General features: G+C 74.1%; 23 protein-coding genes. 16 read left to right on the top strand and 7 right to left on the bottom strand.

Features of this window, described 5'->3' with window-relative positions; all coding sequences use genetic code 11:
• Positions 1–34: 34 nt before the first annotated feature.
• On the bottom strand, positions 35–373 hold the full coding sequence (locus ACZ4WV_RS15245) for a hypothetical protein (RefSeq protein WP_465746673.1): 339 nt from the start codon (positions 371–373) through the stop codon (positions 35–37).
• A gap of 279 nt (positions 374–652) precedes the next feature.
• Between ACZ4WV_RS15245 and ACZ4WV_RS15240 the strand changes: the two genes are divergently transcribed.
• The 3 genes from ACZ4WV_RS15240 (at position 653) to ACZ4WV_RS15230 (ending at position 2,479) form a co-directional block, all read left to right on the top strand.
• Positions 653–1,078 carry a hypothetical protein gene (locus ACZ4WV_RS15240; RefSeq protein WP_465746671.1) on the top strand — a complete coding sequence of 142 codons (426 nt, stop codon included), beginning with the start codon at positions 653–655 and terminating at the stop codon, positions 1,076–1,078.
• Between the two features lie 208 nt (positions 1,079–1,286).
• Positions 1,287–1,649 (top strand): hypothetical protein, encoded by a 363-nt coding sequence (locus tag ACZ4WV_RS15235; protein ID WP_465746669.1) that lies wholly within the window; start codon positions 1,287–1,289, stop codon positions 1,647–1,649.
• 140 nt (positions 1,650–1,789) lie between these two features.
• Positions 1,790–2,479 (top strand): sigma-70 family RNA polymerase sigma factor, encoded by a 690-nt coding sequence (locus tag ACZ4WV_RS15230; protein ID WP_465746667.1) that lies wholly within the window; start codon positions 1,790–1,792, stop codon positions 2,477–2,479.
• 372 nt (positions 2,480–2,851) lie between these two features.
• On the opposite strand, the gene ACZ4WV_RS15225 is transcribed toward ACZ4WV_RS15230, so the two are convergent.
• Positions 2,852–3,961 (bottom strand): FAD-dependent oxidoreductase, encoded by a 1,110-nt coding sequence (locus tag ACZ4WV_RS15225; RefSeq protein ID WP_465746665.1) that lies wholly within the window; start codon positions 3,959–3,961, stop codon positions 2,852–2,854.
• A 123-nt stretch (positions 3,962–4,084) separates the two neighbouring features.
• Between ACZ4WV_RS15225 and ACZ4WV_RS15220 the strand changes: the two genes are divergently transcribed.
• Positions 4,085–4,678 carry a TetR/AcrR family transcriptional regulator gene (locus ACZ4WV_RS15220; RefSeq protein ID WP_465746663.1) on the top strand — a complete coding sequence of 198 codons (594 nt, stop codon included), beginning with the start codon at positions 4,085–4,087 and terminating at the stop codon, positions 4,676–4,678.
• Between the two features lie 146 nt (positions 4,679–4,824).
• Here the strand turns inward: ACZ4WV_RS15220 and ACZ4WV_RS15215 are convergent, their stop codons facing one another.
• Complete coding sequence (locus ACZ4WV_RS15215) at positions 4,825–5,364, bottom strand: CGNR zinc finger domain-containing protein (RefSeq protein ID WP_465746661.1); 540 nt, start codon at positions 5,362–5,364, stop codon at positions 4,825–4,827.
• 26 nt (positions 5,365–5,390) lie between these two features.
• Here ACZ4WV_RS15215 and ACZ4WV_RS15210 point away from each other — a divergent pair, with 26 nt between their 5' ends.
• Positions 5,391–5,723: a hypothetical protein gene (locus ACZ4WV_RS15210; RefSeq protein ID WP_465746659.1), complete on the top strand. Its 333-nt coding sequence runs from the start codon at positions 5,391–5,393 to the stop codon at positions 5,721–5,723.
• On the top strand, positions 5,720–7,063 hold the full coding sequence (locus ACZ4WV_RS15205) for an MFS transporter (protein WP_465746657.1): 1,344 nt from the start codon (positions 5,720–5,722) through the stop codon (positions 7,061–7,063). The genes ACZ4WV_RS15210 and ACZ4WV_RS15205 overlap by 4 nt, the downstream gene beginning before the upstream one ends.
• Before the next feature lie 276 nt (positions 7,064–7,339).
• Here ACZ4WV_RS15205 and ACZ4WV_RS15200 read toward each other — a convergent pair whose 3' ends face one another.
• Positions 7,340–9,451 carry a trehalose-6-phosphate synthase gene (locus ACZ4WV_RS15200; RefSeq protein WP_465746655.1) on the bottom strand — a complete coding sequence of 704 codons (2,112 nt, stop codon included), beginning with the start codon at positions 9,449–9,451 and terminating at the stop codon, positions 7,340–7,342.
• A gap of 180 nt (positions 9,452–9,631) precedes the next feature.
• On the bottom strand, positions 9,632–10,558 hold the full coding sequence (locus ACZ4WV_RS15195) for an MBL fold metallo-hydrolase (protein WP_465746653.1): 927 nt from the start codon (positions 10,556–10,558) through the stop codon (positions 9,632–9,634).
• A 655-nt stretch (positions 10,559–11,213) separates the two neighbouring features.
• Here ACZ4WV_RS15195 and ACZ4WV_RS15190 point away from each other — a divergent pair.
• Positions 11,214–12,767 (top strand): Na+/H+ antiporter, encoded by a 1,554-nt coding sequence (locus ACZ4WV_RS15190; RefSeq protein ID WP_465746651.1) that lies wholly within the window; start codon positions 11,214–11,216, stop codon positions 12,765–12,767.
• A gap of 48 nt (positions 12,768–12,815) precedes the next feature.
• On the opposite strand, the gene ACZ4WV_RS15185 is transcribed toward ACZ4WV_RS15190, so the two are convergent.
• Positions 12,816–13,019: a hypothetical protein gene (locus ACZ4WV_RS15185; protein WP_465746649.1), complete on the bottom strand. Its 204-nt coding sequence runs from the start codon at positions 13,017–13,019 to the stop codon at positions 12,816–12,818.
• Positions 13,020–13,205: 186 nt separating this feature from the next.
• On the opposite strand from ACZ4WV_RS15185, the gene ACZ4WV_RS15180 reads away from it, so the two are divergent.
• The gene (locus tag ACZ4WV_RS15180) at positions 13,206–13,793 is read left to right on the top strand and encodes a TetR/AcrR family transcriptional regulator (RefSeq protein ID WP_465746647.1); all 588 of its coding nucleotides are present in this window, start codon (positions 13,206–13,208) and stop codon (positions 13,791–13,793) included.
• Entirely contained in the window at positions 13,790–14,701 is a 912-nt protein-coding gene (locus tag ACZ4WV_RS15175) for an SDR family oxidoreductase (protein ID WP_465746645.1), read from the top strand. The genes ACZ4WV_RS15180 and ACZ4WV_RS15175 overlap by 4 nt, the downstream gene beginning before the upstream one ends.
• A gap of 171 nt (positions 14,702–14,872) precedes the next feature.
• Here ACZ4WV_RS15175 and ACZ4WV_RS15170 read toward each other — a convergent pair whose 3' ends face one another.
• A complete protein-coding gene (locus ACZ4WV_RS15170; RefSeq protein ID WP_465746708.1) occupies positions 14,873–15,331 on the bottom strand; it encodes an Lrp/AsnC family transcriptional regulator in 459 nt (152 codons plus the stop codon).
• Positions 15,332–15,408: 77 nt separating this feature from the next.
• Between ACZ4WV_RS15170 and ACZ4WV_RS15165 the strand changes: the two genes are divergently transcribed.
• The 7 genes from ACZ4WV_RS15165 (at position 15,409) to ACZ4WV_RS15135 (ending at position 23,962) form a co-directional block, all read left to right on the top strand.
• Positions 15,409–16,512: a Glu/Leu/Phe/Val dehydrogenase family protein gene (locus ACZ4WV_RS15165; protein WP_465746643.1), complete on the top strand. Its 1,104-nt coding sequence runs from the start codon at positions 15,409–15,411 to the stop codon at positions 16,510–16,512.
• Positions 16,513–16,516: 4 nt separating this feature from the next.
• Complete coding sequence (locus ACZ4WV_RS15160) at positions 16,517–16,870, top strand: VOC family protein (protein WP_465746641.1); 354 nt, start codon at positions 16,517–16,519, stop codon at positions 16,868–16,870.
• 536 nt (positions 16,871–17,406) lie between these two features.
• Positions 17,407–17,634, top strand: a complete 228-nt coding sequence (locus ACZ4WV_RS15155) for a hypothetical protein (protein ID WP_465746639.1) — start codon at positions 17,407–17,409, stop codon at positions 17,632–17,634.
• Positions 17,635–17,890: 256 nt separating this feature from the next.
• Positions 17,891–20,590 carry an AAA family ATPase gene (locus ACZ4WV_RS15150; RefSeq protein ID WP_465746637.1) on the top strand — a complete coding sequence of 900 codons (2,700 nt, stop codon included), beginning with the start codon at positions 17,891–17,893 and terminating at the stop codon, positions 20,588–20,590.
• Positions 20,591–20,717: 127 nt separating this feature from the next.
• Positions 20,718–21,695 (top strand): AraC-like ligand-binding domain-containing protein, encoded by a 978-nt coding sequence (locus tag ACZ4WV_RS15145; RefSeq protein ID WP_465746635.1) that lies wholly within the window; start codon positions 20,718–20,720, stop codon positions 21,693–21,695.
• 126 nt (positions 21,696–21,821) lie between these two features.
• On the top strand, positions 21,822–22,820 hold the full coding sequence (locus tag ACZ4WV_RS15140) for an alpha/beta hydrolase (RefSeq protein WP_465746633.1): 999 nt from the start codon (positions 21,822–21,824) through the stop codon (positions 22,818–22,820).
• A gap of 98 nt (positions 22,821–22,918) precedes the next feature.
• Positions 22,919–23,962, top strand: coding sequence for a helix-turn-helix domain-containing protein (locus tag ACZ4WV_RS15135; protein WP_465746631.1), 1,044 nt, complete (start codon positions 22,919–22,921; stop codon positions 23,960–23,962).
• Positions 23,963–24,048: the final 86 nt, after the last annotated feature.

Below are 24,048 nucleotides of genomic sequence, written 5' to 3'. Positions count from 1 at the left end.
CACCAGGTCCCGGGCCGGTTGGCCCGGGGCTCGTTCAGGCGAGCCGGTCCGGGGACGGGAGCCGGGTGACCGGATCGTCGGACCAGGAGTAGACCTCCAGGCCGGACAGGTACCCCTCGGTCACGAACAGCATGGCGCCGCCGACCGGTTCGCCCGTCTCGTCGAGGACGGTGGCCTCGGCGACCGGGCTCCCGGCGACGGGCGCCGCAGGCACCGCCGTCCGGTCGAGGGGGAAGTCGATGCTGGGGCACGGGCAGGAGCAGCGGCCGGCGACGCGCAGATGGGGGATCTGCGCGGACAGCTCCGGGTGGGCGTCCCCGAGGAGGGCGTTCAGGAGGTGCACCGCTTCGTCGGATACGGGTTCGCCGGTCATGACCCGACCCGATCATCCGCTGGGCGGGACGGTCGAATCCGACGGTCGGCCATCGCGCCACCGGCGGCGGCCAGTTCGGGCCCCGATCCCGCCGGGGCCCGCTCGTCCGCCCGCCCCGGGGCGGCCCGCCCAGCCGGAACTACGGCGGCCGGTGCGCGCCGGGTTCAGTCGGGAGCGCGGGGCGCCGCTCGCCGGGACGGTGCTGAACCCCGTTCACTGGGGGGCCCGTTGAGCGGGTCAGGGCGCACCGTGCGTCCTGATCGTGCTTGGAGGAACCCCATGCGCACCACCACCCGCGCCGTCGGCCTGCTGTTCGCGGCCGCCGGCCTGGTCGGCCTCACCGGAGTCTCCGCCGCGCAGGCGGCCACCGCCCCACTGACGCCGAGGATTCCGGCGCAGCCGGGCGTCCCCGTCACCCCCGGTACGCCGGCGCTGCCGAGCGGCACCTTCGTCCTGTGCTCGGGCGGGACCTACGCGTCGTACGCGGTGTTCCCGAAGCGGGGAGGCCTGTCGACGCACATCGTCGCACCGCACCAGTGCGAGCAGCTGACGCTGACCGGCATCGCCAAGGAGCAGGTGGTGCTGTACGGCCTCAAGCCCGGCGGCGCCTCGTTCCGGATCGCCACGGACACCTTCGACGACCGCGACGGCGAGCGGATCCGCACGCTCGGCACCCCGGACGCCAACGACTGGACCACCTTCTAGGACGGGCGGCCCAGCCGCCGACCGGGCGGCGACCAGGCCCGGCCGGCGGGTTGCGCTGTCCGCGGACCCCCGACCGGGCCGGGCCACCGGTCGGTACCGTCTCCGGGGCACGTCCGGCCGGTTCAGGCCGGTTCCGGGCTGCTCCGGGCGGCCCCGGTGGAACGACGGAGCGAGTCCCGGCCGCGGGACGGGGGAAGGACCACGAGACATGGGAACCGAGTGCGCGGAACCGCGTGAACTGATCGCGGCGCTGCTGGCCGAGGGCGCGCGGGCCGTGCCGGGGCCGTCGGTGCTGCCGGTGCGGCCGGGGACGGCGGAGGACGTGATCGCCGTCGCCCGGCGGCTGGCGCTGAACGGGCTGCCGTCCGGGCGCTGGCGGCCGGTGTCGTCGCCGGGGCTGCTGGAGCTCGCGGCGGCGATGGTGGTGGACGAGCACCCGTCGGCGCCGGGTTGGTCGGCGAAGGAGCGGGAGCGGTTCACCACCTGGGTCGCCGTGCTGATCGAGCACCGCGGCGAGGACGGCGTGCAGGACCTGGTCCGGGCGCTCAACGAGGAGCGGAACGCCGCCTGACGCCGGGCCCTGACTCCACTGGGGGAGGAGCGTTGGCGCGGAGTTGGTGCATCCTTGGCGGCCGTTGACAGTCTGCAGTCACAGCCGCCGGGGGATCCGGTCGGACTGTCCCCTGACCCCGACCCCCTGTGAGGTAGCGCGTGTCCAAGCAGCCTGTCGCCCCGACCGCCCCCGGCGTCCAGCAGCCCGCAGAGTCCGCCGCCCAGGCCGCTCCTGCCGTGGAGACCGCCGCGCAGCCCGCCACGGGGACCACCGCGCGCCGGGCGGGGCGCCCGACCCTCGACCCGCAGGAGCTCGCCGAGATCCACCGGCTGCACGGCGGCTACCTGCTGAACGTCCTGCTGCGCACCACGCGGGGCGACCGCGGCAAGGCCGAGGACATCCTCCAGGAGACCCTGCTGCGCGCCTGGCAGAACCCGGAGGCGCTGAAGGCCGGGCCCGAGCACAGCCGCCCGTGGCTGTTCACGGTGGCCCGGCGGATCGCCATCGACCACTACCGGATGGCGGCCTCCCGGGCGCCCGAGGCGCTCGGCGAGACGGTGGAGGCCCGGCCGGTCGCGGACGACCCGTACGAGCAGGTGGTGGCCTCCCGGGACATCGCCCTGGCGCTGCGGCGGGTGCAGAAGCACCACCGCGAGGTGCTGGTCGAACTGCACCTCAAGGACCGGTCGGTGGTGGAGGCGGCGGCGAAGCTCGGGGTGCCGCCGGGGACGGTCAAGTCCCGCAATTTCTACGCGATCCGCGCCATGCGCCCGGTCCTCGCGGCCGAGCACGGGTACGCCCCGAAGGCGGCCGATCGCGGGTCTGTCGCCGAGGCCGCGATGAATTGACGGTACGTCAGGCGAGACGGCGGTACGTCAGCGCGTGCAGCTGCTCCTCGACCGCGCCGACGAAAGCCCCAGGGCTGGCGGGAGCCGGCCGGTAGCGGTCGAGCGCCGCCCAGTTCCGCCCATTCCAGTTCCGCCCCGGGCAGTTCCGCCCGCGCGTCAACAGGCAGGACTACCGGCAGTTCTGCCACTGCCGCCACGCATCCGCCCGGCCGGACGCCCGTGGGGACACGTACCGGGCGACGCCGTGGCGCCGGACCCGGGCGAAACCGCGCGTACTTCTGCCTGCGCGTAGTGATGGCGGCACAAGTGGTGACAGAGCACAAGTGGTGACAGAACTGCCGAAAGGGCCGGCGGCGAGGCCGGTGGATCGGCTCAGGAGAGCGTCGCGGGAACGAGGTGGTCGAGGCCCTGCGCACTGGCCGTCGCGGCTTCGATCGAGCGCGGCAGCATGGTGCTCTCGTAGGCGCGGACGGCCTCGCCGATGGTGGATTCGGTGGCGAGGGCGTGGGCGAGGTCGGCGCCGTCGAGCATGGCGAGGTTGGCGCCCAGCCCGACCGGGGGCATCAGGTGCGCGGCATCGCCGAGCAGTGTGACGCCGGGGACGTGCTCCCAGGTGTGCTCGGCGGGCAGGACGAACAGGGGCCGGTTGACGTATCCGCTGTCGTTGTCGCGCAGGAGGTAGCGCAGGCTCTCGGCCCAGCCGTCGAACATCTCCAGCAGGTGCGCCCGTACGGCCGGCTGGTCGCCGAGCTCGAGGCCGGCGGCCACCTGCCAGTCCTCCGGCGCGCGGAGTGCGATGTAGGCGCGGATGTGGCCGTTGCTGTTGCGCTGGGCGACGAGGGACCTGCCGGCGCCCTTCGCCAGCATCGAGCCGTTGCCGACCAGCCGGGCGAGGTCGGGGTGGCGGGTGTCGCAGTGGTCGAACCCGGTTTCGACGAAGGTGACGCCGGTGTAGCGGGGGGTGGCGTGCGACAGGGCCGGGCGGACGCGTGACCACGCGCCGTCGGCGCCGACCACCAGGTCGAAGTCCTCCTCGGTGCCGTCCGCGAAGAGCAGTCGGCAGCTGCCGTCCGGGAGCGGGGTGACCGCGCTGACGGCGCGGTCCCAGCGGACCGTGCCCTCGGTGAGCGAGTCGAGGAGCAGTCCGCGCAGTTGGCCCCGGTCGATCTCCGGCCGGCCGTCGCCGGTGGAGGGCACCTGGTGCGACAGGAGCGAGGCGTCGGCGAAGTCGAGTACGCGCCACTCTTCGCCTTCGGGGCGGGCGAGCGCCTGGAAGTCGCTGAGGAGCCCCGCCGCGCGCAGGGCGGTCTGACCGGTGTCGGCGTGCAGGTCGAGGGTGCCGCCCTGCGGCCGGGCGTCGGCGGAGGCCTCGCGTTCGAAGACGGTGACGTGGCGGCCGTGTTGCTGCAGGACGCGCGCGCAGGTCAGGCCGCCGAGGCCGGCGCCGACGATCGCGATGCGGGGATCACGGGCAGAGTTCATGGGGTGTCCCTGGAAGGGTGGGTGAGCTGCCGGGAGGTCCGACACCTCCACAAAAGCACACTCACCCAATAAGTGCAATGACTAAGCTTTTGTAGTCGATGCACCATGGGTTAGGGTGGGCGAGTGACCGAACCGACCGGGCGCCGCGAGCGCAAGAAGGCCCAGACCCGCCAGTCCCTGGCCGACGCCGCACTCGAGCTCTTCCTCGACCGCGGCTACGACCAGGTCGGCGTCAAGGACGTCGCCGACGCCGCCGACGTCTCGGTGACCACCCTCTTCAAGCACTTCCCCAGCAAGGAAGCCCTGGTCTTCGACCAGGAGGACGACCTGGAAGCAGCGCTCGTCGCCGCCGTGCGCGAGCGCCCCCCGGGCCGGTCCATCCCGCAGGTGCTGCGTGAGCACATCCTGCTGAAGCAGACCCAGCTCGCCGTTCACGCCACGGACCCGCGGTTCGCCGACTTCACGCGCATGGTGCAGGAGACCCCGGCGCTGCGCGACTACGCCCAGCACATGTGGACGCGCCACGAAGCAGCCCTGGCGCGGGCCATCGCCGAGGCCGTCGGCGCCCCGGTGGACGACGTCAGCTGCGCCGCCCTGGCGCGTTTCGCCCTTGAGGCCCGCGGTCTCATCCTGCGCCACCCCGAGCCCCGCCGAGCCGCCGAGGAGGCCTTCGAGCTGCTCGAACACGGCTGGGCGGCTTCCCACCCGGGCAGCTGACCCGCCCTCCGGACGGCCCGACCACCCCCGGCGGCCTCCACCGCGCGTCTGGTCTCCCGCTGGTCATTGCTGGACAAGACCCTGGCGTGGTGGCCGGTGCTGCCGCTGCCCGGGGCCGGCTGCGCTGGTGCAGCCCTGAACAAGGATCAGGTGTGCATACGGCTGATCGCCGACTGCGTCGAGCGGTGGCGGCGGACGGCGTCGCGGTTGGCGCACCGCTGGCAGCAGTAGCGCTGTCGGCCGGTCCGCGTGGTGTCGGCGAAGATCGTGCTGCATTCGGCGACGGCGCACCGGCCGAGCCGGTGCATGCCGCGCCCCACCAGGTGGAACGCGGTGCCGACGGCGATCAGTGAGGACAGTACGGCGGCGAGCGGCTGGTGGTCGTCGCGGTAGTGGAGGTGCCAGACGCCGTCCGAGTGGTCGGTCAGCCGGGGATGGGCGGCGCCGGCCGCCAGCAGGCGGTTGAGCCGTCCGGCCCGCTCGCGCTCGTCCGCCGCGTCGACCACCCCCTCCCAGGCGTCCAGCAGAGCGAGGGTTCGGGCCAGGTCCGACGACGTGGCGGGCCCGTCGATCACCAGGCCGGCGGCGCGGCAGCGGTCCGCCAGTTCGTCGACGGTTTCCGGGCGCCGGTTGGCCAGGTCCGCGGCGAGGTTCACGGCGTCCGCACCGTAAGGGTTGAGGTGCATAAGACCATTACATCAGGCTGGACGGCATGAGTCACCACACCCTCCTACGGGCGCACGCCGCCACCGCCCTGCCGAGCCACGCACGCACCGGCGCACCGGCAGGTCCGCGAATCAGCCCGCGAACCGCCGTAGTTGACGACATCGAGGAGATCGTCCGGCTGTGCACGCTGTCGGTCGAACGCCCCGGCGGAGACCGCGGCGCCCCACCCTCCGGGCGGGAAGCCTGGCGGGACGTCCTGCCCGCCGGGCTGCGCGGACAGATCACGGCGGACACCACGCGCGTCCTCGTCGTCGGCGCGAGCGGCCGCGCACTCGGTTTCGCGGACTACTGCTGCCCGGCCCCGGACCGGCGCCCGTGAAGCACACCTCGACCGCCCCTGCTGCGGCGGACCCGGCCACGACCGGCGGCGCCGTGGCCGGGGCGCGGAACGGCTCCCGGGGCGCCGCCGACCCGCTCCGGTACCGCTGGGTGGTCCTGGGCATCGCCACCTTCACTCAGGCGGCCTCCTGCTTCTTCGTACAGGGCATCGGGGCGATGGCCGTCCCCCTGCAGCACGCGCTGGACCTCAGTACGGCGCAGCTCGGGCTGCTCCTTTCGGCCTCCCAACTGGTGCCGCTGGTAGGCCTGTTGGTGGCCGGGGAGCTACTGGACCGCCACCACGAGCGCTGGGTCGTCGGCATCGGCGCGGCCGTGGTCGGCGCAGGGCTGCTCCTGGGGAGCCTGGCGCAGGGGTACGCCTCGCTGCTCGTCGTCCTGCTGGTCGTCGGCGCGGGGTACAGCACCGCGCAGCCCGGAGGCAGCAAGTCGGTGGCCGCCTGGTTCGACCCCGCCCAGCGCGGCCTGGCGATGGGCGTGCGGCAGGCCGGACTGCCGCTGGGCGGGGCCACCGCCGCCGCCGTCCTACCGGCGGTGGCCACCTCGTACGGGTGGCGGACGGCACTGGTGGTCGGCGGAACGGTCGCGCTCGTAGGCGCCGCGCTCTTCACGGCCCTCTACCGTCGGCCACCCACCGCCGTGGTCGCCCGTCCTGCCCGGGGTGAAACCCCGGGTGGCGCGCCGCCCGCAGTGCCGGCGGGGAGCCGGCGTGCTTCGCCGTCGGCCCGGCTCGGGATGCTGCGCGACCCGTCGATGAGAAGGATCCTGCTGTCCGGGATGAGCCTGGTCTCGGTGCACGGCGGCGTCGGTGTCCTCGGCGCGCTGTACCTCCACGACGTGACATCCCTCGGCGCCGGCCCGACCGCCGCCGTTCTGGTCGCGGCCCAGGTGGCGGGGGCGATCGGCCGGATCGCCCTGGCGGCGTGGAGTGACCGTAGCCGTGCCGGCCGGTACCGGCCGGTCCTGGTCAGCCTGGGCGCCGTGGTGGGGGGCCTGACGGCCTTGACCACACCGGTGGGCCAATCCCCCCTGGCGGCCGCCCTGCTGTTCGTCTGGCTCGGCTTCTTCGGAATCGGCTGGTACGGCCCCTGGGTCGCCCACCTGGCGGAAGCCGCCCCTCCGGACCGCACCGGCTTCGCCCTCGGCCTGGTCATGGCCATCAACCAACTGGCCGTCATCCTCGTCCCACCCGCCCTCGGACTGCTCCGCGACACCACCCACAGCTTCACCCCCGCCTGGGCGGCCCTCGCCGGGGCCACGGCGGCGACACTCGCGGTCACCGCGCGCGGCAACCACAACCTTCGGACGAAGGCCGCGCCGTGAACGCTGGGCGGCCCGCACCGCGACTTCGGTGGGGTGAACCCCCTCCCGGCAGGACCCGCGCAGGTCGCGGCCCCAGTCGACCGGGGCCGACGACGACCGGGGGAGGGAGGCCCATGCCGCGCACGCGGAAACCTGGCCTGCCGCACGCCACGACCGTGCCCAGGAGTTCCGCACCCGTTGGCGTCGATCGGACCCGGCTCGACTCGCCGGAAGCCCCTCAACAACGTCGCGGTATCCGGCGCCAGGAAGGCGTTCCGTGTTCGGACGGGTGTGGGTTCACGCTGTGGTTGGCATGACGTTGGTGTCGCCGCCGCGGATCTCGTGGATGATCCGCGTTGCCCAGTCCGCAGGCCGCTCGTGGCCGAGGAGGCCGGAGAGCTGGTCCATGCGGGCGCGGCGCTCGACGGGGGTGAGGTCGAGGGCTCGGGACAGGACGGTGGTGAGGTCTTCGAGAGAATGGGGATCGGTGAGCAGGGCCGCGTCGCCGAGTTCGACGGCGGCGCCCGCGTGGCGGGAGAGCACCAGGACGCCCGGTGCGCCGGTGCGGTGGTGGGGGAGAGCTGCCTGGGCGGCGATGAATTCCTTGGCTGTGAGGTTCATTCCGTCCTGGAGCGAGGTCACCCAGAGCACGTCGGCGGCCAGGTACTCGTCGATGACCGCTGTGCTGGGCAGATTGTGGGGGAGGTAGTCCACGGGCTGCCAGCCGCCGGACCCCCAGGCGTCGTTGACCTCGCTGATGCGGTGCTCGAGGAGGCGGCGGGTGGTGTCGTAGGCGGTGAGGCCCGGCTCTGGCGGCGGGCAGATGAGCCGGAAGGTCAACTGTCGGCGCAGCTCGGGCCGCCGGGTGAGCAGTAGGGCGATGCTGTCGACCTTCTGGACGGGGGCTTTGGCGTAGTCGAGGCGTTCGACGGACAGGACGAGCCGGCCGGTGGCCGGTGGGTGCAGGGTCGCGCGGTGCCGGGCGAGCGCCTCGATGGCGGGACGGTCGATCCCGAGGGGATGGACGGCGGTGCGCGGGCGGCTGCGGGTGCGATCGGGCGGGCCGTCCAGGGCGCGCCGGAAGCGGTCGGCGAACGCGGGGGTGTGGAATCCGGCCCAGTCCAGGCAGGCCAGGGAAGCGCGCAGTTCCGCGGCGACCGGTAGCGTGGCGAAGACCTCCGGGGGCGGGAACGGCGTGTGGTGGAACAGCCCGGTCCTGAGGTCGGGGCGGATGGTGCGCAGCAGACCGGGCACCAGCCAGAGGTTGTAGTCGTGGAGCCAGACGGTGGCGCCAGGGGCGGCTCGAGTCCTGATCTGGTGCGCGAAGCGGGCGTTCACCGCGCGGTAGTGGGCCCAGGTGCGCTCGTCGAAGACCGACCGGCCGGGTTCGGACATGAGCACCGGCCACAGTGTCTCCTTGCAGGCCCGGTGGAAGTAGCCGGTCCACTCGTCGGTGGTGAGCGGGACGAGGGACAGCGGCAGTCCGGTGGGCTGCGCGCGGGCGGCCTCGGGGTGATCGCCGGCCGTGGCCGCGACCCAGATGCCCGGCAGGCCGTCGGCGAAGGCGCTGGTCAGGGTCGGCAGAATGCCGTTGGGACTGGCGGGCCGCTGCCAGCACGCTCCGGTCCAGCGCAGCGGAGGGCGGTGGTAGCCCACCACCAGCGCGTGCCGCTGCCCGGCAGGCTCGGCGTCCGGCGACACCCAGCCCAGGGCGTGAAGGGCCGCCAGGATGCCGGCGGCGCCGCGGCGGCCGGGGCGGTGGACCAGCGGATCGCCTGCCAGCGCGGCGAGCAGGGCGGGTTCGGCGTCACCGACTACCACTGCCGGCGTGCCGAGCCGGAACAGCGACAGGTCGTTGAGCGAGTCCCCGGCGACCAGGATCTGCTCGGCCCGCCAGTCCAGCTTCTCGGCCAGGGCCCGTAGCGCGCTGCCCTTGGAGGCCGCTGCCGGCAGCACGTCGAAGAACCGGTTGGCGGAGTAGGTCCAGCTGCAGCCGAGGTCCTCGACCGCCTCGGTGAGCTCGCCGGTGAGCTCATCCGGAGCCAGGTGGTACGAGCAGCGTCCGTCTTGGACCACGCCGTGCTGGTAGGCGAGCCCGGGGAAGCGGCGTAAGACGGCCCGAACGCGCTCCGGCCCCGGCCAGCCGGCGCGCAACTGTTCCTGCAGCGGTTCGACGGTGGACAAGTCGGCGCCGTCGAGCACAGTGGCGCCGACGTCCGCGATGATCCACCGGGGCCTCGGGACGAGTGGATCCCGCAGGAGCCGCCGGATCGAGGCCACTCCGCGGCCGGTGGCGAAGACCACGGTCAGCTCTGGATGATGGGCCAGTGCGTCACGCAGTCGGCGCCGGTCCGCCGGATCGCCACCGAGGAGGGTGCCGTCCAGATCGGTGACCAGAATCCTCGACATCCGACGGACGCTAACACGACCACTCGGCGCGGTGAAGTGTGCCCGCTCGGCAAGGTGACGGCTCATCAGGGCTGCGGGCTGCGGGCTGCGTGCCACCGCCACCGGGTGCACCTCAGGAAGGCGCGGGTTTGTGCGTCGACCGGGTCGGCGTGATGGACCGTCAGGCCCTCGTGCCGCCCGTCACGGCCGGGCGGGAATGCTCGGCTCGGCCAGCAGGCGGTAGCTGCCCTGGTGGCTGCGCACCACGCCGGCGGTGGGGTGCGGGAAGTGCGTCCCCAGCAGCAGCCCGTCAGTGTCGGCCAGGCCGGCGAGCAGCCGGTGGCGGGTGCGGACGGCCTGCTCGGGGTCGATGTCGACGCAGCTGGTGAGGTGGGGGTGGGAGAGCTGCACCGGGTGGTGGACGCTGTCACCGGTGATCAGGGCCGACCGGTGAGCGCCACGGATCTCCACGGCGACCTGACCGGGCGTGTGGCCGGGAGCGGGGATCAGCCGTACGCCGGCCGCCACCTCCTGCCCCTGCTCGGGCACGTCGACGAGGTCGAACAGACCACTGTCACGGACGGGGTGGACGGAGTCGCGGAACATCTGACGGCGGTGCTCGTCCATCTCGGCGGCGGCCCAGTAGTCCCACTCGGTCCGGCTGGTCAGGTAGCGGGCGTGCGGGAAGGTCGGCACCCAACGGCCCTCGTCGAGCCGGGTGTTCCAGCCGACGTGGTCGGTGTGCAGGTGGGTGTTGACGACCAGGTCGACGGACTCGGGCGGGAAACCGGCGGCGGCGAGGCGTTCGAGGTAGTCGGTGTGCAGGTCGTTCCAGGCCGGGTTGGCGCGGGCCTTGTCGTTGCCTATGCCGGTGTCGACCAGGATCCGCAGCCCGCCGATCTCCACCGCGAAGGTGTGGCTGGCCAGGTGGGGGGTGTCGGCGTCGGCGAAGTCGGGGCGCAGCCAGGGCGCTTCGTCGATGACCTGCCGGGTGACGCCGGGGAGCAGCCAGCGCCCGGTCTGCGGGGGAAGGGCGATCTCGTCGACGCGGTGGATCGCGACATTGCCGAGGTCCCAGCGGGTGTGACTGCCGGCGGTGGGCTTCTGCTGCGGGGTGGCGGGGGTCATGGTGAGTCCTCTCCTGGTGGTCGGTGGTGGCGAGTGGCGGGGTGGGGTGGCGGGACCGGATTCACCGGCTCCGCAGTTCGCCGACCATGGGCAGCAGGTCCCACTCGACCACCCGGCAGCACCATGCCGAGGTCACGGTGTCACGATCCGCGGACACGCGAACGCCGAGTTGTCGATGACGACATCCGATTCAGGATGCGCTTGGCGATCTCTTCGACCAGCATGCTGCGCTCGATGGAGGCCGCCGGAGGACAGGGCTGCCGCCAGGACGAAGCCGAGTGACGCACGCCCGCCTGTGGTGAACTCATGGAATGAACCTATCGGCTGGCCCGACGGCCGGGAAGATCAGCGATCAGTGATCAGCAGTCGAGCGGGTCGACCGGGCGGCCGAATCCGTTCCGTCAGGTCTGTGGTCGCCGTGGCACCTGGGGTTCGGCCGTGTCCGCAGGCGTCGGTGCACCGGGGCGCGGGCGGGGGCGGTCACGCTCTGTCCGCGTCGCTCGCGCTCCGACGTCCCAGGGCTCCGGCTCTGCCGTCACCGCTAATGCCTCGATAGGATAGCCACAGGTGTGCCGGGAAGCCTGGTCGGCGCGGGGGATGACTGCAGCGATTCGGCGGCGGTGACCCCGGTTCTTGCGAGGGGTCCTTTCCACCGATGCATGTCGTGGCGATCGTTCTCGTCCTGGTGGTCCTGGCCACGGCCGTGGCCACCTTCGCCCGGCGCCTTCGCGTCCCCGCGCCGTCATTGCTGGTCCTGGCGGGCATCGGGGTGGCCCTGCTGCCCGGCGTCCCGGCCCTGCACGTCCCGCCGCAGGCGATCGCCATGGTGGTCCTGCCGCCGCTGCTCTACGCCTCCGCCGAGGAGCTGTCGCTGCGCGACCTGCGCACGGTGTGGCGCCCGGTGACGATCCTCTCCTTCGGCCTGGTCTTCGCCTCCGCCGCCGCCGTCGGCTTCACGGCCGTCGCCGTCGCCGGGCTGCCGCCCGCGATGGCCTTCGTGCTCGGGGCCGTGCTCTCCAGCACCGACCCGGTGGCCGTCACCGCGCTCGGCCGCCGGCTGGCGCTGCCGGGGCGCGTCCAGGTCCTCGTGCAGGCCGAGAGCCTGTTCAACGACGCCACCTCGCTGGTGCTGTTCAAGGTCGCCATCGGTATCGCCGTCGCCGTCGGCGCCTCGGTCAGCCTGCCGGCGGCGGGCGGGGAGTTCCTGCTGCTCGGCGGGGGCGGCAGCCTGGTCGGCGCCGCCGTCGCGGGCCTGGTGTGGCTGGTGCGCCGCCGCACCACGGACCCCGTCCTGGAGACGGTGATCGCCCTCGTCACCCCGTACGCGGCCTACGTCCTCGCCGAGTCCGCCCACACCTCGGGCGTCACCTCCGTGGTCGTCGCCGGCGTGCTGCTCGGCCGCTCCGGGCACCGGCTCACCGACGCCCACATCCGGCTGCAGCTGCACGCCGTGTACGCGGTGGTGGTGTTCCTGCTGGAAAGCGTCGTCTTCAGCATCGTCGGCCTGGAGCTGCCCACGCTCGTCCGGGACCTGCCGGCCGGCACCGGCTGGTGGCCGTTGCAGGCGCTCGCCCTGGCTGCGGTGCTGATCGCGGTACGGGTGCTCTCCACGCTGCCGCTCACCCGCGCCGTCAAGCCCAGCCAAGGCCGGGGCCGGCTGTCCTGGCGGGTCGCCGGGGTGGTCACCTGGGCCGGCACCCGCGGCGTCATGCCACTGGCCGCCGCGCTGTCCATCCCGCTGCTCGCCGACGACGGCACCAAGCTCGCCGGACGGCCGCTGGTCCTGGTGCTCACCACCGCCGTCGTCGTCTTCACTCTGGTCGTCCAGGGCTTCACCCTCGCCGCCGTCGTCAACCGCTCCGGCCTCGCCCTCGAACCGGAACACACCGCCCGCGAGGAGGACGACGCCCGCGACGCCCTCAACCGCGCCGCCCTCGACCACGTCGACCACCTCACCGAGCTGGAGACCCTGCCGGACACCGCCCTGGACCGGGTGCGCCGCGGCCTCACCGCCCGCCTCGACCGCGGCGCCGAAACCCCCGACGGCACCAGCGCCGACGCCGCCTACCGCCAGCTGCGCCACGAGGTCATCGCCGTCCAGAGCGCCGAACTGCACCGCCTCTACGACGAGCACCGCATCAGCGACGCCACCCGCCGCCGCCTGCAGCACGACCTGGACCGCGAGGAGGCCGCCCTCGGCACTCCGTGACCCGCCGGGGCCGTACGGGTGCCGGCGAGGCGGCCGTGGGGGAGGAGTTCAGCGGCGGCGCCGCCCTGGGGCGCGGGCGGCGAGCGCGGCGCAGACGGTCGAGCCGAACAGCATGCCGACCCACGGCACTTCGCCGCCGGGGCGGTGAGCCACCAGCGCGCAGACGGCGTAGCCGATGGCGCCGCCGACGAGGAAGAACGCGAAGGCGCGAGCTGCGGAGCGCCACCTGGGGCGAGTCGATCCTGAGGTCACGGTCGGGATTATCCACCTGAGGATCGCCCCATCCTCCGCCGGGGTCGGTGGGGCCGCTGCGACTGGTCGCCGAAGTCGCCGATGGATGGTGGTTGCCATGCGGGCGATCGAGCGGTTTAATAAATGAACAGGCATTTATTAATGACGGAGGTGGCTATGGCCGGACGTCCCCGAGGTGTCGAGGATGTGGCGATCCTGCGTGCGGCGGCCGAGGTGATCGGCCGGGTGGGCCCGGCGGGGCTGACCCTGGCCGCCGTGGCTCGCGAGGTCGGGCTGGTGCCCGGCACGCTCGTGCAGCGGTTCGGATCCAAGCGCGGCCTGCTCGTGGCGCTCGCCGAGCAGTCCGCGAAGGACACGGACCGGCTGTACGGGCGCGTGCGGCAGGAGCACGAATCGGTGCTCGGGGCGATGGCGGCGCTGGTCGTGGAGTGGATGGCTCCGATGGCCACGCCGGAGAGCTTCGCGAACCATCTGGCCTTCTTCTGCAGCGACCTGACGGATCCACAGCTCCACGAGCACGCCCTCGCCGTGCACCAGGCCCAGCGGCGGGTGATCCGGTCACTGCTGGCGGAGGCCGTCGCCGCAGGTGAGCTCCGGGACGGCACGGAGGTCACGGCGTTGGCCCGGACCGTCCAGGCGATCACCGCCGGTGCGGGCCTCTCGTGGGCGCTCGATCGCCAGGGCACCCTCGAACAGCGGCTCCGGCAGGAGCTCGACACCGTAATGGCCCCGCACATCCCGCCGCGAAACAGTCACGACCCGGAGGAATCATGATGAACGGCATACGGCCGCTGGCCGGGAAGGTGGCCCTGGTCGCCGGCGGAACCCGGGGCGGCGGGCGGGGTATCGCCGTCGAGCTCGGCGCAGCCGGTGCGACGGTGTACGTCACCGGCCGCAGCAGCGCGGCCGCCCGCTCCGACCTGGACCGCCCGGAAACCATCGAGGAGACCGCCGAGAAGATCACCGCCGCCGGCGGCCTCGGCATCCCCGTCCGCACCGACCACAGCCGTCCGGAGGAAGTCCGTGCCCTGGTCGACCGGATCGCGGCCGAACAGGACGGGCGGCTCGACGTCCTGGTCAACTCCGTGTGGGGCGGGGACCAGCTGACGGACTGGGCGAACCCGCTGTGGGAGCAGGACCTCGACACCGGGATCCGGCTGCTGCGACGGGCGGTGGAGACCCATGTGATCACCAGCCGGTTCGCCCTCCCGCTGATGGTCGCCCGCAGGAGCGGGCTGGTCGTCGAGGTCACCGACGGCAACACCGCCCGCTACCGCGGCTCGTTCTTCTACGACCTCGCGAAGTCCGCGGTGATCCGCCTCGCTGTCGCGCAGGCCGCCGAGTTGAAGGAGTACGACGTCGCGGCCGTGGCGCTCACACCCGGCTTCCTGCGCTCGGAGGCCATGCTGGAGCACTTCGGAGTGAGCGAGGCCAACTGGCGGGACGGCGCGGCCAAGGACCCGAACTTCGCCCACTCCGAAACCCCCGCCTACCTGGGGCGGGCGGTGGCCGCACTGGCCGCCGACCCCGACATCATGGCCAAGAGCGGGCGGGCCCTGGCCACCTGGGGCCTCTACAAGGAGTACGGCTTCACCGACGCCGACGGCACCCAGCCGGACTTCGCCGCCTACTGGGCCGACTCCCTGGAAGCGGACTTCGGACCGCTGGGCGACCCCCTGTGACACCACGGCGCGACGCACCGGTGTGATCCCGCACCGAAGCCCGGGCACGGTCGGCGGCACCGGCCCGGGCGCGTCGGGCGGCCGCCCGGGCCGACGTGGGTGCGGGCCATGGCGCCGACGCCGCCACCGGGGTGGTGGAGTGGTGAACGGCCCGCGATCGCCCCTGACGGATCATGGGGCAAGGGGCGGGAGCACCCGGTTGTGGGTGTGCTGGTAGATCACCGAAGTGCGGAATCCGACGACTTCACGGCGCGCGGTGAACTTGTCCATCAGGAAGCCGTGGAGGTAGTCCACGCTCGGCGCGGAGACGTGCACGATCATGTCGTCGCCGCCCGTGACGACGTACACCGTGCTGACTTCGGGCAGGCCGGCGGCGTACGCCTTGAACGCCTCGATGACCGACCGGCTCAGGGGGCGGATCTGGAAGTGGATGAGCGCCTGGACGTGGCGGTTCAGGGCGGCCGGGTCGACCGCCGCGTGATAGCCGGTGATCACCCCGCGGGCACACAGCGCCCGGACGCGTTCGAGACAAGTCGAGGGGGCGATGCCGAGGGTGCGGGCGATGGCGCGGTTGGTCTGGCGCGCATCACGCTGCAGAAGCCGGACTATCGCCGAATCAAGTTCGTCCATGCGGTGAGTATCGCCCTCCCGCCGACTTTCGTTCGGCCGAAGGCCGCCGGCCATGCCGGAACGGTTACCTTCGCACCATGACAGCCGTACTTGAGCAAGCTCTGCCCCCCAACATCCCGAATCCCTCACATGAGTTGGTGCAGGTGGTGCGCGGCCGCCGCAGCGGCCTCGCCATCTGCGTCGCCATCCACTCGACCGCCCTGGGCCCGGCCGCCGGCGGCTGTCGGATCGCCCACTACGCCGACCCGGGCGCGGCGGTCGCCGACGCGCTGCGACTCTCGGAGGCGATGACCGCCAAGAACGCGCTGGCCGGCCTGGAACACGGCGGCGCGAAAACAGTCGTCGCCCTGCCGACCGAAGCCCGGCCGGTCGGAGCGGAGCGCACGGCACTGCTCCACGACCTCGCAGACGCCGTCGAATCGCTGGGCGGCCGCTACATCGCAGGGCCGGACGTGGGCACCAGCCCGGCCGACATGTCCGTGATCGGCGAACGCACCGCCCATGTCTGTTGTCGGCCGGTCGAGGACGGCGGCAGCGGCGACTCCGCCCTGCACACCGCGCGCGGCACCCTCGCCGCACTGGGCGCGGTGGCCGAAGAAGCTTTCGGGTCACCGCGGTTCACCGGCCGGACCTTCGGCGTGATCGGTCTCGGTGCGGTCGGCGGCCAGGTGGCGCGGCTGCTGGACCGGGCCGGTGCCCAGCTGGTGGTGACGGACGTCAACCCGGCCATGCGCAGTCTGGCCGAGGAGCTGGGCGCGACCTGGGTGGAGCCGGACGACGCCCTCACCATGGAGGTCGACGTCCTCGTTCCTGCGGCGCTCGGCGGTCTGTTGACCGCCCGCACGGTGCCGCGCCTGCGGTGCGCCGCCGTCGCCGGCCCGGCGAACAACCAGTTGGACGAGCCGGCCACCGCTCTCCTCCTCGCGGCCCGTGGCATCCTGTGGGCGCCGGACGTGGTGGTGAGCGCCGGAGGCGTCATCCACGCCACCGGGGTTGAACTGCGCCAGGAATCCGAGCAGCGGCTGACCGCGCGCGTCGACGGCATCGCGGCCACGCTCCGCCAGGTCTTCCAGCTGGCCAGGGGCCGCCGGATCACGCCCGCGGCGGCGGCCGGGGAGCTGGTTGAGGAACTGGTCCGCCGGGGGCCGGCGGCCTCTCGCACCGCGACGCAGGGGAGCTGACACCATGCCGAACCGTTGGGCCGGAGTGACCGTCGACTGCGCCGACGTCGAAAAGGTGGCGGGCTTCTGGAGCGCCCTGCTGGACCGTCCGCCGGGGCCGACCCGCCCCGGCTGGATCTACCTCGGCGACCGCGGCGATCCGCTGCCCCGACTCGTCTTCCAGCCGGTGGCCGAGCCGAAACGGGGCAAGGTGCGCCTGCACCTCGATGTCGTGGTCGATGACATTGCCGAGGGCATGGCCCAAGTCATCGCCCTCGGCGGCCGGTTCACCGGCGAACGGCACGACTACGACGAAGGCGTCGTCGTCGTGATGGCCGATCCCGAGGAGCACGAATTCTGCCTGGCCCAGTACTACTGAGCCCACGAACGGCACCCGCCGCGCTTGCCGCCGGCACGGCGGCGAGCACGGTGGACGGTCGGCGGACAGAGCGGCCGCCACTGCGGTCGTGGCCCCTGCGCCGCGGGAGCTCCCTGCGGTGACCAACCACCGCACGGAGCTGAGAGCGGGGGAGTGGCGGGCGACCCGGCGCGCAGCGGTGGTTGCGCTGCGTAGCGGGCGGCAGTCCGGCCGTCCCGATCCGCGTAGTACCGGGGTACCGCTCCAGCTGGGAGGTTCCGTCCCGGGTACCGCGGTCGGCCGTCCTGCTGCCGCTAGCGTGATAAGCAGGACAGCCGGTCGGCCGCCGGGGTGATCGGCTCGCCGAGGCGCCGTCCGGATCTTCCGGCGCCACGCGGCCCCGGGTCTTCCGGCGCCACGCGGCCGTCCGTGCTCGGGACCGGCACCACCGTCGACCATGCGGAGGGTGGCATGAACGCTGTGACCTGCCTGAACGGGAGCGGCCACGGGCTCGCCCGGGCCGTCCGGACGCCCGACCCGGCCGTCACGCCGGCGGAGTGGGCGACACGCAACATCTGGCCGACCTGGACGCCGGCACCCACGATCCACCGCACCCCGGGCTCGGCGGCCGCGGCCACCTGGACCGTGAAGACACCGGTGCCGCCGAGGTGCACCTGCCCGTGCTCGTCGTCCTCCGGGGCGTGCGCCCCATGGCCGGCTCCCTCGGCCGCCGCCCCCTGGTGACCCACGCCACGTCGAACGGCGCCCAGCCACTCCTGGACTGACCGAGCAACCGCTGCCGCGGCGATCATGAGGAGCGCGGCGCGAGCTCCGCGGTCCAGTCGTGGAAACGGCAAGGCGGTGGTGGGCGGGCCGGGGGGGGCGGTGCCGGCGTGGACGGTGGCGCGGGGTGGTGTCCGGGGCCCTACCCAGCGTGGTTTCCGCAGGTCGGGCTGGGCGGTAGCCTTGGGGCCCCGGTGGACGGGCCGGGTCTGGTGAGGGGAACGAAGAGTGGTGGGAGACGGGCGGACTCCTGCCCTGGTGGGGCGTCAGCGGGAGACGGAGCTGCTGACCGCGGCCCTGGTGCAGGCCGTCGACGGGGCGAGCGGGTCGACGGTGCTGCTGCGCGGGGAGGCCGGGGTGGGCAAGAGCACGCTGCTGGCCTGGGTCGAGCGGGCGGCGCGCGAGCGCGGGTTCACCGTGCTGCGGGCCGTCGGCGCGGAGGCGGAGACGGACCTCGCGTTCGGCGCCCTCCACCAGGCGTTCTGGTCCCCGCTCCAGCGGTCCGCCGGCCTGTCGGCGCACCAGCGGGAGGCGCTGGAGAGCGCGCTCGGCGTCCGCTCCGGGACACCGAGCGGCTTCGCCGTGGGCGCCGCCGCACTGGCGCTGCTGGAGGACTCCGCGCGCACCGCCCCCGTGCTGCTGCTCCTGGACGACCTGCACTGGATCGACTCGTCGAGCGCGACCGTCTTCGCCTTCCTGCACCGCCGCAGCGCCGGGCTGCCGGTGGTGATCGTCGGTGCCACCCGTCCGTACGGGACGGCCGCGCAGACGTGGTCGGCCGAGGCCGTCGACGTGCCGACGCTGCCCCGGTCGGACGCGGCCCTGCTGCTGGGCTCCTGCTACCCCGAACTGGCGGCGCCCGCCCGGGACCGGGTGCTGGCGGAGGCGGCCGGGAACCCGCTGGCACTGGTGGAGCTGCCGCGCCAGCTGGCGGCCGCCCAGCAGCGCGGGGCCGCTCCGCTGCCGGAACGGCTGCCGCTGGGGCGGAAGCTGGAGCGGATGTTCGCCGAGCGGCTGGGGGCGGTGACGCCGGAGGTGGGCCGCCTCCTGCTGCTCGGAGCGCTGGCCACCGGCCCGGACTTCGGCAGTGCGGTGTGGCTGCGCACCATCGCGGACGAGAACGCGCGGGAACTCCTGGCGCGGATCGAGGCGGAGGGCCTGGCCCGGATCGACCCGGCCGGACAGCTGGTGTTCCGGCACCCGCTGGTGCGGACCGCCGTGGTCTCCACCGCCTCGGACACCGCGCGCCGCGAGGCGCACCGGGTGCTGTCCGAGGCCCTGGCGCCGGACGACCCGAGGCGGCTGGTGCACGAGGCGGCCGCCGCGGTACTGCCGGACGAGGACCTCGCGCACCGCCTCCAGCAGGCCGGCCGCGACCTCGCCCGGCGTGGCGGTGACGCGGAGGGCGCGCTGCTGCTGGAACGCGCCGCGGTGCTCAGCCCGAGCACCTGCGACCGGGTCCGGCGGCTCACCTGGGCCGCGGTGATGTCGGCCCGCGGCGGCCAGCTGCGCCACACGGCCGCCCTGGTGGAGGAACTGAAGACCGTCACCGTGCCGCAGGACGTCGCCCCGCTGTTCGCGTACGCCGTCGTCTACGCCGACCAGAGCCACCACGTCGACTTCGCGTCCTCCGCGGCGCTGCTGCCCGCCGCCCTGGACGCGCTCACCGCACCCGGCGCGGACACCTTCGGCGGGCTGACCGAACAGGTCTTCTTCAAGCTGCTCCTGGCCGCCACCTTCACGGACGACCCGTGGGCCTGGCTGGCCCTGGAACGGCACCGGGAGAACGTCTCGGAGGCGGGCCGGCTGTGCCTGGGCGCCTGGACGGCCCCGGGGCCGGAGACGGCCGACACCCTGCGCGCCGTCGCCGAGGGCATGACGGAGGAACAGGAGGCCGGCGCCGCCTGGCTCCTGCTGTGGACCGCCTCGGCGCTAGACTGCCCCGACGGCGGCCTGTGGCAGCGCTTCACCGGTCTGCACGGCTACGCCACCCAGGGCTCGATCGCGAAGGCCAGGTGCCACCAGGACTTCCTGCTCGGGCACTGGGACCGCGCGGCCGTCTGCCTGCGCGAGGCCGAGATCGCGGACGAACTCGGCTACCACACCAACGCCTTGATGTTCCGGCAGTACTACGCCCACTTCCTGGCGGGCCGGGGCGACGAGGCCGGGCTGCGCGAGGTCGACCAGGCCGTCCGGCCCACCGCGACCAGGGCCGGGATGCGGTACGTCCTCGACCGCCTCACCCACCTGCGCGGCCTGGTGGCGCTCGCCCACCAGCGCTACGAGGAGGCGTACGCGCACTTCTGCGAACTCACCCCGCCCGGGCGGCTGCCCAGCGGCCCGCCCTGGCACCACGCGCTGGTCTTCGACCTGGTGACGGCCGCCGTGCACACCGGCCGGCACGCGGAGGCGCGGGTGCACCTCGCGGCCGGGCGGGCGGCCCGCACGGCGGAGATGTCCGGGCGCCACGGCTTCCTGTTCGCCGCCGCCACCGCACTGGCCGCCGAGGACGACGACGAGGCCGACGCCGCCTACCGCGCCGCGTACGCCGTCGACGGCGCCGAGCGCTGGGCCTTCGACCTGGCCCGGCTGCGGCTGGCCCACGGCTCGTGGCTGCGCCGCCGCCACCGGCCCGGAGCCCGGGAGCCGCTGCGCGCGGCCCACCACGTGTTCCGCCGCCTGCGGGCGGATCCGTGGGCCGAGCGCTGCGAGGAGGAGCTGCGGGCCGCCGGCGATCCGGTGGCACCCCAGCCCGGCGCGGCGGCCGCGGGACCGTCCGGCCTCACCGGTCAGGAGCTGCGAATAGCCAGGCTGGCCGCGACCGGTCTGACCAACAAGGAGATCGGCCGGCAGCTCCAGTTGTCGCCCCGCACCGTCGGGGCCCACCTGTACAAGATCTTCCCGAAGCTCGGCATCACCTCGCGCGCCGCGCTCGCCCACGCCCTCGACACCGGCTGACCTGCCGGAACGCCGCCGGCCCCGGCCCGGCGGCGTACCGCCCGAACACGACAGTCAGATGACCTAACGACCCGCCGCGCCCGAGCTCCAGGCTGAGAGTGCAGGACTTCGGCGAGAGGGTGGTCAGATGGACCTGGGCGTACGGGTGACGACCGCGTCGGTCGCGGACGACCGGAAGGCGGCCGTGTGGAGCGGCGCGGTGGCGCGGACACTGGTGCCGGTGGAGGTGCTCCCGCTCACCGGGGGGCCGTTCGACGGGCTCGTGGAGTCCCACCGGATCGGCTACGTGCGGATCTCCACGCTGGAGGCGGACGCCGCCCGGCTCTCCCGCACCGCGGAGCTGATCGCCCGGGCGCCGGCGAGCGAGCCGCAGGTCGGGGTCGGCGTGCAGGTGTCGGGCCGGGCCGTCCTGGAGCAGGAGGGGCGCCGCGCCGAGGTGCCGCCGGGCGGGCTCGTCCTCTACGACACGGCGCGCCCGTACGCCGTCGACTACCCCGAGCGCTTCCGCACCCATCTGTTCCACCTGCCGCGCCGGCTGCTCGGAGTGCCGGAGCACGACCTGAGGCACGCGGCGGCGACGGCCGTCGGCCCCGCGGAGGGGTGCGGACCGGTGCTGCTGCCGTTCCTCGGCGTCCTCGCCGACTCGGCGCACGCCTACCCCGCCCCGGTCGGCGACCGGCTGGCCGGCAGCGTGGCCGACCTGTTCAGCGCCCTCGTCACCCAGCTGGCCCGGGCGCGGACGGTGCACGGCCCGGACACCCCCAACGCCCACCTGCTGCGCAGGATCCGGCAGTACGTCGACCGCCACCTGGCCGACCCGGACCTGGCGCCCGAGCGGATCGCGGCCGCCCACCACATCTCCGTGCGCTACCTGCACCGGCTGTTCGAGGGCGAGGGGGTGACGGTGAGCCGGCTGATCCAGCAGCGCCGTCTGGAGGAGTGCGCCCGTGAACTGGCCCGGCGGGGCCGCGCCGCGCCGACCGTGTCGGCCGTCGCCCAGCGGTGGGGCTTCGTCAATCCGGCGCACTTCAGCCGCACCTTCCGTGCCGCGTACGGCGTCCCGCCGCGGGAGTGGCGCGCCCAGCCGGAGGGCTACGCGGGCTGACGGGGGCGTGTCCCGACCGACGGCGCGTGTCCGATGAGCGTCGGAACGACGCCCGACGCCGCAGTGCCCCAATCCGCAGAGCCCGACGGCCGCAGTGCCTCCCGACCGATGACCAGGAGCGAAGAGTTGTCCGACCCCACCCCCCTGCCGGACCGCCGCCCGGTGCTCGACCGGGCGCTCCAGGAGTTCCTGGACGCCGCGGCCGTCCGGTCCCCGACGGGACGGCCGGATCTGTCCTCCCTCCTGGCCGCCTGCGCCCCGGACGACCGGGCCACCGGCCGCCCGGACGAGGACGACCCGTACGGCACCACCAGCGAGTGGCTGGCCCTGCCCTGCGGGCCGACCGGGCGGGTGCGCGTCCAGGTCACCAGACCGGTCGGCGCGGCCGAGCCGAGCCCCGTGGTGCTGTTCCTGCCCGGCCTCGGCTGGTCGCTCGGCGACGCGGCCTGCTACGCCCGGCTGCTACGGGAGTTCGCCCTGGGCACCGACGCCGCGGTGGTCTACGTCGACTACGCCCGGGCGCCCGCGGCCCGTTACCCGGTGGCCGTCGAGCAGTGCTACGCCGTGGCCCGCTGGATCCACGCCCACGGCCGGGAGATCGGGCTGGAGGGCGTGCGGATGGCCGCCGTCGGCGACTCCGCGGGCGCCAACCTCGTCGCGGCGCTGACCCTGCTGGCCCGGGAGCGCGGCGGCGCGCCGCTGGTCCACCAGGTGCTGCTGTACCCGGTGACCGACGCGGACTTCGACACCGAGTCCTACCACCGGTACGCGACGGGATACTTCCTGCACCGCGACCACATGCGGCGGTTCTGGGACGACTACCTGCCCGAGCGGCGGCGACGGGGCGAGGCCACCGCAGCGCCGCTGCGCGCCTCGCTGGCCCAGCTCGCCGGGCTCCCGCCGGCCCTCGTGGTCACCGCCGAGGCCGACGTGCTGCGCGACGAGGGCGAGGCCTACGCGGCCAGGCTCCGGACCGCCGGGGTGCCGGTCGTGGCACTGCGCTACCAGGGCGCCGTGCACGGCTTCCTGCTGCTCGGCGGGCGCTGCCCCACCGGCACCGCCCGCGCCGCACTCGTCCAGGCCGTGGACACCGTGCACGTGGCCCTGCACAGCCCCGCCCGGTAGCCCGTTCCGCCCGCCCGGGCCCCGGAGAGGGACCCCGGGCCGATCCCCCCGACACCTGAGACCGGTCGGCCCGGCCGACCACCGTTCGAGGAGCACCGATGTCCTTCGTCCTGGACACCGCCGACGTACCGTCCACCGATCGCGCCGAGTACTGGCACGAAGCCGTCTCCCACACCTTCATCCCGCTGGACGTCGCCCTGCTGGAGAGCACGCCGGGCCCGGCGACCATCACCAGCCACCGCCTGGGCGCCCTCCAGGTCTCCCTGGTGCAGGCCGGCCCCCAGCGGGTCGAGCGCAGCGCGGGCCTGATCGCCCGCGGCGGGGAGGACCACCTCACGCTGGCGCTCCACCACCGCGGTACCGCCCGGCTGGTCCAGGACGGCCGTCAGGTGGCGCTGCGGCCGGGCAGTTTCGCGATCTCCGACGCCGGGCGGCCGTTCGCCAAGGAACTGCCGGACCCGTTCTCCTTCACGGCCTTCCACTGGCCGCGCTCGGCGGTGGGCGTCTCCGAGGAGGACCTGCGGGTGCTCACCGGGACGGCCTTCGACACCGGCGACGACACCGCCCGGCTGGTGGTCGCCTACCTGGAGTGCCTGTCCCGGTCGGCCGGCACGATGGAGCCGCAGGTGGCGTCCTGGCTGTCGACCACGGCGCTGGACCTGCTCGCGGTGCTCGCCCACGAACGCCGCGGCCGGTCCGTCCCGGAGGCGCCCGAGACGGCCCTCGCCACCCTGGCCCGGGTGAAGGACCACATGCTGCGCCACCTCGGCGATCCGGACCTCTCCCCGGAGCGGATCGCGGCGGCCCACCACATGTCGGTGCGCCACCTGCACAAGCTGTTCCGCTTCGAGGGGGTGACGGTGGCGCGCTGGATCCAGCGTCAACGGCTGGACATGTGCCGTCGCGACCTGGCCCGGCCGGCGGCGGGCCGGGCGACCGTGGCGGCGGTCGCGGGCCGGTGGGGCTTCGTGAGCGCCAGTCACTTCAGCCGGGCGTTCCGGACGGCGTACGGGATCTCCCCGCGCGAGTGGCAGGCCTGCGCCGGAACGGGCCTGACCCCGGCGGCCGTGCGGCCGCCGCTGCCCGGCGGTGTGCCGGGGCAGGGCGGCGGTGCGCCGGCCGGGTACGGCGTCGCGGTGTAGCCCGGTGGGGGGGGGGGGGGGGGGGGGGGGGGGGGGGGGGGGGGGGGGGAAAGGGGAGGGGGGGGGGGGGGGGGGGGGGGGGAGCG

This window comes from Kitasatospora sp. NPDC029312 (genome assembly GCF_055569215.1).
This window is presented reverse-complemented; position numbering and strand designations above follow the sequence as displayed.